The following is a 14,892-nucleotide window of genomic DNA, read 5'->3' as shown; positions in this document are numbered from 1 at the left end:
AGCCCGTCACGACTGGATCAGCGCAATACCCCGGCTCCTGAAGCCGAGCGTGACATCGCTTTGCGGCGGCAGGCTCACCTCGACCGCATGGTCGACGATGAAGAGCGTGCCGATATCTGTCTCGACTTCATATTCGACATGGCCGCCGAGATAGGCGCTGTGCAGCACCCGGCCGGCAACCCCTTGCCCGCCTGCCTGGCCGATGGCAATCGAACCCGGACGCACGGCAAGCTTGGCCGGACCGGGCCGGGCATTGCGCGCCGAAACCCGATGATCGATGCCGCCGACGCGGATCAGCGCATCCGGCCCCTCAATGCTGATCACCTCACAGCCGACGACATTCGCCTCACCCATGAAATCGGCGATGAAGGCTGAGGCCGGTGCTTCGTAAAGATCGCGCGGCGCACCCGACTGGGCGATTTCGCCATCCTTCATCACAATGATTCTGTCCGAAACGGCCAATGCCTCGTCCTGATCATGCGTCACATAAACGGCGGTGAACCCCAGCCGCTGCTGCAATTCACGAATTTCGGTACGCACCCGGCGGCGAAGGCGGGCATCGAGGTTGGAAAGCGGCTCATCAAGCAGCAATACCTGCGGCTCCAGCACCAGAGCGCGGGCAACCGCGACGCGCTGCTGCTGGCCGCCGGAAAGTTCTGCCGGCAGGCGATGGCCCATGCCGGCGAGGCCGACGAGCTTCAACCCCTCTTCCGCCTTTTCCCGCGCTTCCGCCTTGCGCAATCCCGAGGATTGCAGGCCGTAAGCGACATTGTCGAGCGCCGTCATGTGCGGGAAAAGCGCATAGGACTGGAAGACCATCGAGACATCGCGCTCATTGGCAGGCAGCATGGTCACATCCTTGTCGCCGATGAGAATGCGGCCGCTGGTCGGATGTTCAAGACCTGCCAGCATACGCAGCGTCGTCGTCTTGCCGCAGCCGGAGGGACCGAGCAGGGTTACCAGCGTGCCGGGCTCGATGGTGAGCGACAGGTCGGGAATGGCGGTGAAGGCGCCGAAGGTCTTGCGGACATTCTGAAAAGTGACGGAGCCGGGCTTTACGGAAATCATACGGTTTTCTCCTGGGCAAGAGGAACGGAGGAAGCGGATGGCAGGCCGGCGACGCGGTTTTCGCGCCGCAGGCGTCGCTCACCGACAATGAGCTGGAAGCCGGTAATGACGGTGATCATCACCACGATCAGCATGGAGGAATAGGCGATCGCCACACCATATTCGCCGTTTTCGACGAGGCCGACGATGTAGGACGTCGCCATGTTGTACTGGGCGCTGACGAGGAAGATGACGGCGCTGATGGAGGTGATGGCGCGCACGAAGGAATAGACCAGCGCAGCCGTGATTGCGGGCCTCAAGAGCGGCAGGATGACCTTGCGGATGGTGCGGAAACTATTGGCCCGTAGCGTCAGCGAGGCCTCGTCGAGGCTCTTGTCGAGCTGGCTCATCGCCGCGATGCCGCCGCGCACGCCCACCGGCATGTTGCGGAAGACGAAGCAGGCGATCAGGATCAGCGCCGAGCCCGTCATTTCCACCGGCGGCAGGTTGAAGGCCATGATGTAGCTGACACCGATGACCGTACCGGGAATGGCAAAGCTCATCATCAGTGCAAATTCAAACAGGTTCCGTCCGGCGAATTTCTGCCGCACGATGATATAGGCGGTGAGAAGACCGACGGCAGCGGTGAGCGGCGCCGAAACCAGCGCGATCTCCATCGTCGTCCAGAACGAGTTCCAGGCAACACCCGTCCAGGCAATCGAGCCGTTGGAGAAGCTGACGGAAAAGGCGCGGATGTAATGATCAAGCGTCAGTGAATTATCGAGACCCCAGGTCTTCACGAAACCGCCGACGAGGATCATGCCGTAAACGACGATGGTGAAGATCATCCACGGCACCACGACCGCGTGGACGCCGATGGACAGGCCGCGTGGCAGGGCAATATGCGCGCCGCTGTCGCCCTTGCCCGTCACCGTGGCGAAATTCTTGCCCGCCAGCCAGAAGCGCTGGGCAAGGAAGGCCGAAAGCGTGAAGCACAGGAGGATGATAGCAAGCACCGCGGCGCGGGAGGGATCATTCTGCGAGCCGACGACAGCAAAGAAGATTTCCGTCGACAGCACGCCATGCGTGCCGCCAAGCACCAGCGGATTGCCGAAATCCGCCATGCTCTCGATAAAGCCGATCAGGAAGGCATTGGCGAGACCGGGCTTCATCAGCGGCAGCGACACCCGCCAGAAGGTGCGCCAGCGGTCGGCGCGCAGCGTCTGTGAGGCTTCTTCCATCGACGGGCTGACACCTTCGACCACGCCGATCAGCACCAGAAACGAGATGGGCGTGAAGGACAGAACCTGTGCGATCCAGATGCCGGTCATGCCATAAAGCCAGCGGCCCGGTTCGATGCCGAAGAGATAGGAAAGCCATTCGGTGACGACACCGGCGCGGCCGAAAAGCAGCGTCAAAGCAAGGCCGATAACAAAAGGCGGCGTGATGATCGGCAGAACGGTGAGAAGCCGCAGGCCCTTCTTGAAGGGAAAGCGCGTGCGGGTGGCGATCAAAGCGAAGCCGAGACCGAGCACGGTCGAACCGAAGGCGGTCATCAAGGCCAGAAACAATGTGCGCCAGGCAACGCCGCAACGCTCTTCGCCCGCCACGCAGCCAAGGCTCCAAATGCCGGGATCCTGGATATTGCGGATAAAGCCATCGGCATTGAAGGAGCCGTCGAAATCCTGAACGGATGCGATCAGCATGCTGCCGATCGGATAGAAGACAAAAACCGCGACGAGGAACACCAGAACGGAAATGGCGCCGACGACGAAGGCGTCGCCTTTCATGACGCCACGTTCGGCAAGACCGAAGGCGAAAAGCAGCACGAAGACGAACGACATGACGACGGCCCCCGCCCCCATGGACGCCTGACCATCGGCAAGCATGCCAAAGAGGTTTTCGCTGATCGTCCATGTCCAGCCGGTAAAGCCGATCGCCAGCCCCTGCAAAGCAAGAAAAACGAGACCGGCAGCACCGATAAAGGCAAGCAACCCACCCCGGCGCATCGGATCACGCATTGGCCGGACAAGGCATGCGGCGAGGAAGAAAAGAACGATGCCGACAAGCCATGGTTTTCCATAGGACAATATTTGCAGCACACCGGGCGCATTGCTAGCGGTGGAGAAAAATCCGGACAGCCAGCGGAAGCTGAAAAAGCCGCCTTCGATGCGATACCAGGGAAGAAGAATGAGGGCAAAAGCCCCGAACGCCAGGACGATGTCCAGCCTGCGATTGCCACGTGTCATGGCCGACCTCGCTTATTTCATGCCGATGAGAGAGTGGCGGACACCCCGGCTTTAAAAGCCGGGATGCCTGTCGCCGGAGTTAAGATCAGTTGGCGACCGCACCAACCTCACGGTCCCAACGTTCCAGAAGCGCCTTGCGCTTGGCCGGATCGCCATAGGTCTTGAAGTCGTAGTCGATGAGCTTGATATCCTCGAACTTCGGCGCTTCTTTCGGCACTTCCGCCGTCTTGTTGGAGGGAAGCTGGAAGGACTTGGCGTCCTTCATGCGCGACTGCACTTCCGGTTTCAGCGCCCAGTCGTACCAGGTCTTGGCATTGTCGAGGTTGCGGGCACCCTTGATGATCGACATGGAGCCGATTTCGTAACCCGTGCCTTCGCACGGCGCGATCGACTTCACCGGGAAGCCTTCCGCCGTCTGCGCCACCGCATCATGCATGAAGACGATGCCGAGCGCCGTCTCGCCGCGCGCCGCCGCCTTGACCGGTGCGGAACCCGACTTGGTATATTGCGAGATATTGACGTTGAGCTTCTTCAGATAGTCGATCGCCTGATCTTCACCCATGATCTGCGCGAGCGAGGCAAGCGCGGTATAGGCGGTGCCCGAAGAGTTCGGATTGGCGATCTGGATTTCACCCTTCAGTTCCGGCGCCAGCAGGTCGGCCCAGCACTTCGGCTCCTTGTAACCCTTCGACTTGAAGATTTCGGTGTTGTAGCCCCAGCCCAGCGCACCGGCATAAACGCCGACAGTCCTGTAACCGGTGCTTTCGGCCTGTTTCACGGCCCAGTCCTGCAACTGGTCGAGCATCGGCGACTTGTATTCCAGCGTCAGGTTTTCCGAGGCCGCCTGCATATGCGGATCGCCGGTACCGGCCCACCAGATATCGGTCTTCGGGTTGCGGGCTTCCGCGCGCACCTTGGCATAGGTTTCGCCAGAAGACAGGCGCACCATATTGACCTTGATGTCATGCGACTTTTCAAAATCGCCCTTCATCTGTTCGCAGATGACGACATCGGCCGAGCAGATGAGGTTCAGTTCGCCCGCCGCCTGCGCGGAAACGGCGCTCAGTGCCGTGCCGGCAAAAAGCAGGGTGGAAAGTATCGTCAGTCGCATGGTTATCCTCCTGTAGCTTGCGTCTGAATTCCTGGGCAGCGCGCGGACATGGCGCTGCCGGTCGCGGCGCCCTGCGGCGCGCACGCTGTCTTTTCGAGGTGTTGGTTTTTGGCCCTACTGGGTCTGGCTCGGGTGGATTTCGCTGTCGAAGCGGCTCAATAACCGACTTCGCTCTTCCGGCTGTCCGAAGGTGGCGAAGTCATAGTCCACCATCTTGATCATCGATATATCGGGTGCGGTGAGCGGCAATGTCGCCCGGGCGTTGGACGGCACCTGGTTCTGGCCCGCCGCAGCCCCAGTCGCCTGTCCCTCCGGGCTCAGCGCAAATTCCACGAAGGCCTGCGCAAGGGCCGTATTGCGGTTGCCCTTGACGATGCTGACCGCCCCGATCTCGTAACCGGTGCCTTCGCAGGGGGCGACGATGACCAGCGGAAACCCTTCGATCTTCTGGGTCACCGCGTCATGCATGAAGGAAATCCCGATCACGACCTCGCCCCGCGCCGCCGCCTTGACGGGCGCTGCACCCACCTTGGTATAACCGACGACATTCCCGTTCAGTTTCGTCATGAAACCGAAGGCCTCCTCCTCGCCGAACAGCTGCACCAGCGTGGCGAGCATGGTGAACGCCGTGCCGGAATAGTTTGGATTGCCGGTCAGGATATGGCCGCGATAAATGTCCTTCGCCAGATCCTTCCAGCAGGTGGGAGCCGGCAGATTGTTTCTGGCGAGCAGTTCGGAATTATAGGCAAATCCCAGCGCTCCGGCATAAATGCCGGCGGACCTTGATCCGGACATGGCATAAAAATTCTGCGCCCAGGGCAACAGGTCCTGTGGATGCAGGGGCTGATACTCGTCCAGCAGCCCTTCCGAGCCGGCCTGCAAATGGGTATCGCCCGTGCCACCCCACCAGACGTCGACTGTCGGGTGGGATCGTTCCGCACGAATCTGGTCGAGAATTTCGCCTGTGCTCCTGCGAACCATCGAAATCTCAAGGCCCATCCTTGCCTCGAAGGCCCGCTGCATGGCCACGCACCAGGCCTCGTCGACGCCGCACAGGACGTTCAACTTCGGCTCGGCCATGCCATGCCCTGCGCCGCACAGCCATAAAGCCATGCTCGCCGCAAGTGCGGTCAATCGTTTCACTTAAAGCCTCCCTGCCTGGAACCTCCCCGTTCCAGTCTCCACAAACAGCATGTCACATTCGGCCCGTACCGCAATCGAAGAATGGTTACCAATTTTTCACTGCACCGCCGAACAAGATTACAGATATTACAATTATGACGGGGGAGATAACCAGCGAGCCTTTGAAGATCGCCGCAGCCGCGCCTATGATGATGGCGGGAGGAAGATACCGTGCTTAATCAGAAGGTTCGCATTCTGATCGTCGAGGACGATCCTGATATGGCCGAGCTTATCTCGGACCTCGTCGAGGCCGAGGGCTGGCTGCCCACCTGCGCCCGCTCCGCCGAGGAAGCGGACGAGATATTGGCGCGGGACAGGATGCAGCTGGTGCTCGTTGATCACAATCTGCCCGGCACGTCCGGCCGCACCTTCGCCCAGCGGCTGCGCGGCAAGGTCGATAGTGATATCGGCATTGTCATGGTCACGGCCGCCGGCAGCGCCGCCGACCGGGTTCTCGGTCTGGAAACGGCCGCCGACGATTATGTCGTCAAACCCTTTGAACCCATCGAACTGACGGCACGGATCAAGGCCGTTCTGCGCCGAACGATCCCCTCGCTGAAACAGGAAAAGGACAGCGAGCGTGACCATGGCCGCACGGCGCTGCGCCTCGGCGACTGGGCGATCGATCTCGATGCCCGCCGGGCCGTCTGCCTTGCGGACCGCAGCCGCACGCTGACCAGCGCCGAATTCGCGCTGCTGGAAATTCTCGCCGAAACACCAAACCAGCCCGTCAGCCGTTCGCAGATCCTCGACCGGCTGGGTTCGGAAAGCGACCGCTATATCGACCGCAACGTCGATGTTCTGGTGCTGCGGCTGCGGCGCAAGATCGAGATAAACCCAGACCTGCCGCGCCATATCAAGACGCGGCGCGGCAAGGGATATGTGCTCCACACCGACGAGGGCGAGCTTTCCCCGTGATCAGCCGTTCCTTCCTTTCCTCGATCGCGTTTCGCCTGCCCTTTGCGATCGTCTTTACCTGCGTCCTCGTCTTCAGCCTGTCGGCCATCGCCATTTATGGCCTGCAGCGCGCCCGCGATGAAATGGCGGCCTATGGCTTGCAGGCTTTTTCCAGTCTCGCCAAGGCGTCGCTGGTCTCCCGGCAGGTCTCCGATCTCGTCTCCAGCGCGCCTTTCCTGATGAATGCCGCCTCGCCCTATCGCGTTTCCAGCGAAAGCCGCTCCGTGGTCCAGCAGGTCGACCTGCTGCTGGAGATGACCGGGCCAGCCAGCGGGGAGCGGGCAGCACGCGGCTTTGCGAGCGAACGCATCGTCGAACTGCTCCAGCTTATCCGGGCGCAGACGCTCGATCTCGCCAGGGATGCCGATGCCGCACAGGCCCACAAGGCGGAAGCGGCGGCGGCACTCGGCGAAATCGCCACCGGTCGCGGCATTGCCGACCCCGAGCTGCGCCGGCGCATGAACGGCATCGTGCAGGCCGCCTCCGCATCCGACAGTCTTTTCCAGCTGGGCGAACTGCGCCGCCGTTATGTCGCCGAAACCACCGCGCGTCAGCAGGGTTACCCCGGCGAGCGCTTGCCTCTGGCCGAGATGCAACCCTATGAGCGGGTCTTTGCGGCCCAGAGCCGTTATCTCCTTGAAATGTTCGCCATCCGCGCCTCGGTGTCGCGGCTTCACACCGTGTCGCGCGACCTCTCCCATGTCACGGAAACCCAGGGCGACGCAGTTGCCCGCAGCCTGAACGAAGACCTGATCTCCACCTCCGATGCACTCAGCCGGCTGCTGGTCATCGTCGCCGTGGCCTCGCTGCTGGTTCTGGTGGTGGCTATCCTCTCCATCCGCTCGGTAATGCGGGTGTCGCGCGGGATCGCGGCGCTCTCCAACGGCATGAATGCGCTTGCCAAAGGGGAAAAGGATGTCGGCCCGCCTTCCTATAGCGGCTCGGAAACGGAGTTGATCCGTCTGCTTGACGCATTCCGCGCCTTTCATGACAGCGTCGACCGCGTCTCGCGCCTCAGGCGCACGGCGGAAGCGGCGGCCCGCACCATCCGCTCGACCTTCCGTAACATGAATGAGGGCATAGCGCTGTTTGATGCAACCGGCCGGCCGATCACCATGAACCGCCGCATCATCGAACTGGTCGGACGCTCCGGCTCGTCGCGAAAACTGCCGATCCGCCGGTTTGTCGAACCGGTCCCGGAAATCGATCCGATGCTGCTGCCGTTCGAGAGCGAAAAGGGCGCGTTGATGGAGCGCGCCGTTGTGCGCCACCGCACCGGAGACGAACGGGTGATCGAAGTATCGATGTCGCGCCAGCCGGATGGCGGCATCGTGCTGCTTGCCCGCGATGTCACGGCACTCGACCGGCAGGAAGCGGAAGCCGTAAAGGCCCAGCGGCTGGACGGCATCATGCGCATGACCCACCAGGTCAGCCATGAGGTGGGCAACATGATCGGCATCATCACCGGCAGTCTGGGGCTTTTGGAGCGCGAGGCCGGGTTCAACGACCGCCAGAACCGGCACATTGCCCGTATCCGCAAGGCGGCGGATCGCGGCCGGTCTCTCGCCAGCAGCATGTTGACCATCGGCAGCCAGCAGCCGATCCATCCAAGCTCAATCAATGTCGCCAACCTGCTGCGCGGCATGGCCGATATCCTCGAGATCGCGGTCGGGCCCAAATGCCGGATCGCGCTCGATCTCGATGACAATCTTCCCACAATCCCGCTCGACCCCGCCCTCTTCGAGCAGTCCATCCTCAACCTCTGCCTCAATGCGGCGGCTGCCATGCCTGATGGCGGCCTGATTTCAATCGAGGCGACCTGCGATAAGGATGCACTGGTGATATCAGTCACCGACGAGGGGATCGGCATGACGCCGGAGGCGGTGGACAAGGCCTTCGAGCCCTATTTCACCACCCGCGGAGACCATGGCGGCGCGGGCCTTGGCCTTGCCATGGTCTATGGCTTCGTTCGCCAGAGCGGCGGCGAGGCGCATATCAATTCGAAACCCGGTGAAGGGGCGAAGGTTCAGCTGATATTTCCGGCAGGCACCGGGCTGGCGCAGAGGTCGGCCTGAAGCCGCTCGCGCGCTCGGCCAAGCGGCCGGTCAGTCCTTCGCGCCGGCGGCCTTAAGCAGTGCAACGATTTCCGTAAGCCCTCTTTCGCGGGCATGGGCAAGCGCGGTCCTTCCGTCAAAATCCTTCACTGCAACGTCAGCGCCGCCGGCAAGAAGCGACCGGACGATCCGCTGGGATACCGCCCCGCCATCTCTCAGGATTGTGACTTCAAGCAGGGCCGTCCACCCAAGCCGGTTGACGTGATCGACATCCAAACCGGCTGCAAGCAGCATATCAACGGCTTCCGGATGTCCCTTTTCGGCAGCCGGAATGAGGGCGGTGCCGCCAAAGCGGTTGGTGCTTTCAAGGTTTGCGCCCTTTTTCAGGATCATCCGCAGGATCTCGGTTCTGCCCTGTGCACCCGCCACCAGAAACGGGCTGTCCTCGATATTGTCGCGGGCATCGACATCGGCACCGGCATCGAGAAGCAGGCGTGCCGCCGACACATCATTTTGCCAGACGGCAACCAGAAGAGGCGTCTGGCCCTGCGCGTTCCGCTCTTCGGTGACGCCACTGTTTTTCAAAAGCTGTTCGAGCCTCGCGTGATCCTTCGCCGTTACGGCTTCCAGAACGGAAGCCTCAGCATTTGCGCCAAGGGCCATCATCAGCACTCCCCATAAAACCAGTCGTCGCATCGTCACCTCGAAAGAATGCCGGCACCGGTGGTGCGGGCAGCGCCATTATTCCAGATGACCGGCATTCGCTTCAAGACCCGCTTTTTTGCCGCCTCAGGCCACCTGCACGAAATGGCCGGGTGAAACGGTCCTGTAAGTCCGTACAGGCGTTTCATATCCCATTGCCCGTATCGGGCTTTTCAGCTCGTCATTGGAAACGCCGCGCCTTATTCCGCGCCGCGCCGGATCCGGAACCGGCACCGCCGCCATCAGCTTTTTCGTATAGGCATGCTGCGGATTGTCGAAGACATCAGCACGCGGGCCGATTTCGACGATCTCGCCGAGATACATCACCGCCACACGGTGACTGACGCGCTCCACCACCGCCATGTCATGCGAGATGAACAGGAAGGCGAGGTTGAGGCTCTGCTGGAGGTCGAGCAACAGGTTGCAGACCTGCGCCTTGATCGAAACGTCCAGCGCCGAGACGCTTTCATCGGCAACGATAACCTTGGGATCAAGCGCAAGCGCCCGGGCAATGGCGATGCGCTGACGCTGGCCGCCGGAAAACTCATGTGGGTATCGACCGGCCATATCAGCGGAAAGGCCAACCTTCTGCAGAAGATCGGCGGTCTTTTCCTTCGCCTGTTTCGTGGTGCCCAACTTGTGCTTGATGAAGGGTTCGGAAATTGCCATCCCCACCGTCATGCGCGGATTGAGCGAGGAGAACGGGTCCTGAAAGATCATCTGGACGGATTTGCGCATGTTGCGCAGGCCCACCGTATCGAGCCGCATCACATCGTAACCGTCAAGCGATACATCGCCGGACGACGGCTCCACGAGGCGCATGATCGAGCGGCCGGTGGTGGATTTTCCGCAACCGGATTCACCGACCAGCGCAAGCGTCTCGCCCTGGAACAGATCGAAGGAGACGTTTTCGACGGCATGAACCGCACCCGTCTGGCGCGCCAGCAGGCCGGAGCGGATGGGGAAACGCGTCACGAGGTTCTTGACCGACAGAACCGGCGTCTGACCGCTCGCAACCGTCTCGGCCACCTCCTCGGCTTCGGTTGAAAGACCGGTTTTCATGTCGAGCACGGGAAAACGCGTCGGCCATTGCCGATCACGCATCGAGCCAAGCTTCGGCACCGCCGAAAGCAGCGCCCGCGTATAGGGGTGCTTGCCGCGTTTGAATATCTCCTCGGTCGGTCCGGTCTCAACCTCATCGCCGCGATACATCACAATCGTCCGGTCGGCGATCTCGGCCACCACGCCCATGTCGTGGGTGATGAAAAGGACCGACATGCCTTCCTCTTCCTGAAGCAGTTTGATCAGGTCGAGGATTTGCCCCTGAATGGTGACGTCGAGCGCCGTCGTCGGCTCATCGGCGATCAGCAGTTTCGGCCGCGAGGCGAGCGCCATGGCAATCATTACCCGCTGGCGCATGCCGCCGGAAAACTGATGCGGATATTCGTCAAAACGGCCGGCCGCATTGGGAATACGGACCTTTTCCAGAAGCCGCACCGTCTCCGCCCGCGCCTGCTGTTTCGAAAGCCCCTTGTGGCGAATGAGAACTTCGGAAATCTGACGGCCGATGGTGAAGATCGGATTGAGCGAGGTCATCGGCTCCTGAAAGATCATCGAGATATCGTTGCCGCGCACGCCGCGCATCTCCTTTTCGGAAAGCGCCAGCAGGTTGCGGCCGTTGAGCAGCACTTCGCCTTCGATCCGGCTGGAGGAAGGCGCAAGCAGGCGCATGAGCGACAGCGAGGTGACGGACTTGCCGGAACCGGATTCGCCGACAATCGCGACGGTTTCGCCTGGCGCAACATCGAAAGAGACGTTGCGCACGACGCTTTTCCATTCGTCATCGACGAGAAACGACGTCGTCAGGTTACGGACGGAGAGGACTGGTTTTGTTTCCATGGTGTCAACGCCCCACCGCATAGGCCTGCATCAGCCGCGGTGTTGCCGCAGCCCGCAACAGGCCATCCGCATCCCGCCGCGCAGCAGTCAATCGCCCGACCGACCAGGCATCGGCAACCGTGACCCGGTGGCCGCGACGGCGAAGCTCGTCGAGCGTGGCCTCCCCCACCGTGCTTTCCACCATGATTTCACCCGGCGAACTGGTGCGCGGATAAAACGAACCCGGAAAATGCGAGGTGTGGAACAGGGGCATATCGATGGCCGACTGCAGGTTCTTGCCGTGATGCGCATAACGCAGGAAGAAGGGCAGCTGCCACTGGTCCTGCTGGTCGCCGCCGGGTGTGCCGAAGACCATGGCGGGACGGCCCTGATGCAGCGCCAGCGACGGCGTCAGCGTCGTGCGCGGGCGTTTGCCCGGCGCAAGCGAGGTCGGCAGGCCTTCCTTCAGCCAGAACATCTGGGCGCGGGAATTGAGCGCGAAACCGAGACCGGGCACGATGGGCGAAGATTGCAGCCAGCCGCCCGAAGGTGTGGTGGAGACCATGTTGCCCCAGCGGTCGATGACATCGATATGCACCGTGTCCCCGCGCTTCTCAGTCAGATGCGACATGGTCGGTTCGTAGACGGTGCCCTTGCCGCTCATCTCGGCCAGCATGGCCATGGTGGCGTCCACCTGATTTTCATAACCCGGCACGGTGCCGGGGCGCAGCCCCAGCGAGGCCTCGCGGCCGATCAGCGCCCGGCGTCCGGCATTATAGCCCTCGGAGAGAAGATATTCCGTTGGGATTTGCCCAAATTCCGGATCGCCGTAATAGACCTCACGGTCGGCAAAGGCGAGCTTCATGGCTTCGACGACGGTGTGGATGAAATCGGGACCGGACGGGTCCATGGCCGCGATGTCGAAACCTTTCAGCAATGCGAGCGATTGCAGCAGAACCGGACCCTGCCCCCAGGCAGGTGTCTTGGCAACCGTCCAGTCATGATAGTCGAATGTCTGCGGCGCTTCGACGGTCGCGCTCCAATCCGCCATGTCCTGCGCCGTCAGCACCCCTTTATGCTTTGCGCCGCTGGCATCCATCACCTCCGCCGACCTTACGTAACTGTCGATGGCTTCCGCTACGAAACCCCGGTAGAAGGCATCGCGTGCCGCCTCGATCTGGTTTTCGCGACCGGAGCGCGCTGCGGCTTCGGTGACGATCCGCTGATAGGTCGCGGCAAGGACAGGGTTCCTGAAATTGGCGTGAGGTTCGGGTGCCGCGCCGCCCGGCAGCCATGTATCATGGGATGTCGGCCATTCCTTCTCGAAGAAATCGGCCAGCCCCTTGATGGTGGCGGAGACACGCGGAAGCGTTGGATGCCCCTGCTCGGCATAATAGATGGCCGGTTCCAGCACGTCGCGCACACTCATCGTGCCATAATCGCGCAGCATCAGCATCCAGCCGTCGAAGGCACCGGGGATGACGGTGGCCAGCAGCCCGTCGCCGGGGATCAGTTTCAGCCCTTCCGAAGTGTAATGTTCGATCGTCGCACCGCTCGGGGCCGGGCCCTGTGCGCAGATGACTTCGACCTTGTCCTTCTGCTTCGAATAAAACACGGCCGGCATATCTCCGCCCGGACCGCACAGATGCGGCTCGACAATCTGGAGGACAAAACCGGTGGCGACGGCGGCGTCGAAAGCATTGCCGCCCTTTTCGAGGATCGCCATGCCAACGGCCGAGGCGATCCAGTGCGTGGAGGTGACGACGCCGAAGGTGCCAAGGATTTCAGGGCGTGTGGTGAATTCAGTCATTCCGATATTCCTTGTAAAAAATCATGCTTCGCGCGGATCGAGCGCGTCACGCAGGCCGTCGCCCAGAAGATTGAAACCGATGACGACGAGGAAGATGGCGATGCCGGGCCACATCGTCATCCACGGCGCCTGGCTGAGAAAATTCTTCGCGGTGTTCAGCATGGAACCCCAGGATGGGGCCGGCGCCTGCTGGCCAAGACCGAGGAAGGAAAGGCTCGCCTCCGCGATGATGGCGGTCGCCACCGTCAGCGTCGCCTGCACGATGATGGGGGCAAAGACATTCGGCAGGATATAACGGGTCATGATATCGATATGGTTGAGGCCGATGGACCTTGCGCCTTCGACATAATCTTCCATCTTGACGGCAAGCACCTGCCCGCGCGTCAACCGCACGAAAATCGGCATGGCGGAAAGGCCGATGGCAATCATCGCATTGGTGAGGCTCGGGCCGAGAAAGGCAGCCAGTGCAATCGCCATGATCAGGAACGGCATGGCCAGCAGCGCTTCAGTGATGCGCGATATGACCATATCCACCCAGCCGCCGAAATAACCTGAAATCAACCCGAACGGCACACCGATCACCACGGCGATCATCACGGAGACGACGCCTGCCATCAGCGAAGCGCGCGCGCCATAGATCATGCGCGAGAGAATATCGCGGCCGAGATCATCGGTCCCGAGCCAGTGGGCCGCCGATGGCGCCTTGCGGATGGCCGACCAGCTGGTCGCAACCGGGTCGGCAATCGGCAGGATCGGCGCGGCGATGGCAAGCACGGCGAAAAACAGCACGATGATCATGCCGACAAGCGCCGATTTGTTGCGCTTCATTTTTTTCCAGGCGCGGCTTTCCTGCCGTGTCGCCGGTACGGAGAGGTTTTGATCGAGAACGGTCATGATATCAGCCTCAGATTGTCGCCCTGAGGCGGGGGTTGAGCAGGACATAGGCAATGTCGGCCAGAAGGTTCATGAGGATGAAGCCGACGGCGGTGCAGAGCACGATGCCCTGCACGACGGCATAGTCACGCGTAAACACCGCATCGACGGTCATCTTGCCGAAGCCGGGAATGGTGAATATCTGCTCCGTCAGAACCGCGCCGGCCAGCAATTCACCGAAGAGCAGCGCCAGCAGCGTGATGACGGGCAGAAGCGCGTTGCGGAAACTGTGCGACAGGATGATTTCGCGTGGCGAAAGCCCCTTGGCGCGGGCGGTGCGGATATAATCGGAACTCAAGACCGCCACCATCGCCGAGCGGGTATGGCGCATCAGCGTCGCCGCAAGCGCATTGCCGAGCACGAAGGCGGGCATGATCATGGTTTCGATGGAGCGGACAGGGTCTACGAAGATCGATTCATAACCGGATGCCGGCAGCCAACCGAGTTTGACCGACACCAGCAGGATCAGCATGATGCCGAGCCAGAAATTCGGGATCGACAGGCCGGAGAGCGCCACGATATTGGCCGTATAATCGATCCACGTGTTCTTCTTGACGGCGGCCAGAATGCCGATGGGAATGCCGATGACCATGGCAAAGAACATTGCCATGACGGCAAGCTGAATGGTGACCGGCAGCTTCTGGCCGATCAGTTCCAGCACCGGCTGGTTGGTGCGCAGCGAAATGCCGAAATCACCCGTAACCACGCCGCCCAGCCAGTTGATATATTGCAGCGGCACGGGGTCGTTCAGGCGATATTTCTCGCGCAGGAATTCAATCGTCGCGGGATCGCGCTCCTCGCCCGCCATGGCAAGGACCGGATCGCCCGGCAACAATTTCTGCAGCGAAAAGACGAAGATGGAAATGATGAGAAGCGTCGGGATCGCGACCAGCAGTCGCTTGCCGATATAAACAGGCATGGCATTGCCCCCGTTTGAGTCCGGTGCTGGGGGCCGCACGGCAAGCCGTG

11 protein-coding genes are annotated in these 14,892 nt (G+C 61.4%); 2 read left to right on the top strand and 9 right to left on the bottom strand.

Going from position 1 to position 14,892, the window contains the following annotated elements; all coding sequences use genetic code 11:
• Positions 1-6 precede the first annotated feature (6 nt).
• The 4 genes from CFBP6623_RS24370 to CFBP6623_RS24355 all read right to left on the bottom strand — a co-directional run bounded on the left by CFBP6623_RS24370 (position 7) and on the right by CFBP6623_RS24355 (position 5,520).
• Positions 7-1,068, bottom strand: coding sequence for an ABC transporter ATP-binding protein (locus CFBP6623_RS24370; protein ID WP_080843100.1), 1,062 nt, complete (start codon positions 1,066-1,068; stop codon positions 7-9).
• A complete protein-coding gene (locus tag CFBP6623_RS24365; protein ID WP_080843099.1) occupies positions 1,065-3,296 on the bottom strand; it encodes an ABC transporter permease in 2,232 nt (743 codons plus the stop codon). The genes CFBP6623_RS24370 and CFBP6623_RS24365 overlap by 4 nt, the downstream gene beginning before the upstream one ends.
• Before the next feature lie 85 nt (positions 3,297-3,381).
• Positions 3,382-4,407, bottom strand: coding sequence for an ABC transporter substrate-binding protein (locus CFBP6623_RS24360; protein WP_046801267.1), 1,026 nt, complete (start codon positions 4,405-4,407; stop codon positions 3,382-3,384).
• Between the two features lie 114 nt (positions 4,408-4,521).
• Positions 4,522-5,520 (bottom strand): ABC transporter substrate-binding protein, encoded by a 999-nt coding sequence (locus CFBP6623_RS24355; RefSeq protein WP_080843098.1) that lies wholly within the window; start codon positions 5,518-5,520, stop codon positions 4,522-4,524.
• A 240-nt stretch (positions 5,521-5,760) separates the two neighbouring features.
• On the opposite strand from CFBP6623_RS24355, the gene CFBP6623_RS24350 reads away from it, so the two are divergent.
• Both CFBP6623_RS24350 and CFBP6623_RS24345 read left to right on the top strand, forming a co-directional pair.
• Positions 5,761-6,507 (top strand): response regulator transcription factor, encoded by a 747-nt coding sequence (locus CFBP6623_RS24350; RefSeq protein WP_046801265.1) that lies wholly within the window; start codon positions 5,761-5,763, stop codon positions 6,505-6,507.
• Complete coding sequence (locus CFBP6623_RS24345) at positions 6,504-8,621, top strand: sensor histidine kinase (RefSeq protein WP_080843097.1); 2,118 nt, start codon at positions 6,504-6,506, stop codon at positions 8,619-8,621. The genes CFBP6623_RS24350 and CFBP6623_RS24345 overlap by 4 nt, the downstream gene beginning before the upstream one ends.
• A gap of 30 nt (positions 8,622-8,651) precedes the next feature.
• Here CFBP6623_RS24345 and CFBP6623_RS24340 read toward each other — a convergent pair whose 3' ends face one another.
• From CFBP6623_RS24340 to CFBP6623_RS24320, 5 genes are all read right to left on the bottom strand, one after another.
• Positions 8,652-9,263, bottom strand: coding sequence for an ankyrin repeat domain-containing protein (locus CFBP6623_RS24340; protein ID WP_232370464.1), 612 nt, complete (start codon positions 9,261-9,263; stop codon positions 8,652-8,654).
• A gap of 126 nt (positions 9,264-9,389) precedes the next feature.
• Positions 9,390-11,201, bottom strand: a complete 1,812-nt coding sequence (locus CFBP6623_RS24335) for an ABC transporter ATP-binding protein (protein WP_080843274.1) — start codon at positions 11,199-11,201, stop codon at positions 9,390-9,392.
• A gap of 4 nt (positions 11,202-11,205) precedes the next feature.
• Positions 11,206-12,990, bottom strand: a complete 1,785-nt coding sequence (locus CFBP6623_RS24330) for a gamma-glutamyltransferase family protein (protein ID WP_080843095.1) — start codon at positions 12,988-12,990, stop codon at positions 11,206-11,208.
• A gap of 21 nt (positions 12,991-13,011) precedes the next feature.
• A complete protein-coding gene (locus CFBP6623_RS24325; RefSeq protein ID WP_003505690.1) occupies positions 13,012-13,884 on the bottom strand; it encodes an ABC transporter permease in 873 nt (290 codons plus the stop codon).
• Between the two features lie 10 nt (positions 13,885-13,894).
• Entirely contained in the window at positions 13,895-14,842 is a 948-nt protein-coding gene (locus CFBP6623_RS24320; RefSeq protein ID WP_003499573.1) for an ABC transporter permease, read from the bottom strand.
• Between the last annotated feature and the right edge of the window lie 50 nt (positions 14,843-14,892).

Source organism: Agrobacterium tumefaciens (assembly GCF_005221385.1).
Taxonomy (GTDB): domain Bacteria; phylum Pseudomonadota; class Alphaproteobacteria; order Rhizobiales; family Rhizobiaceae; genus Agrobacterium; species Agrobacterium tomkonis.
This window is presented reverse-complemented; position numbering and strand designations above follow the sequence as displayed.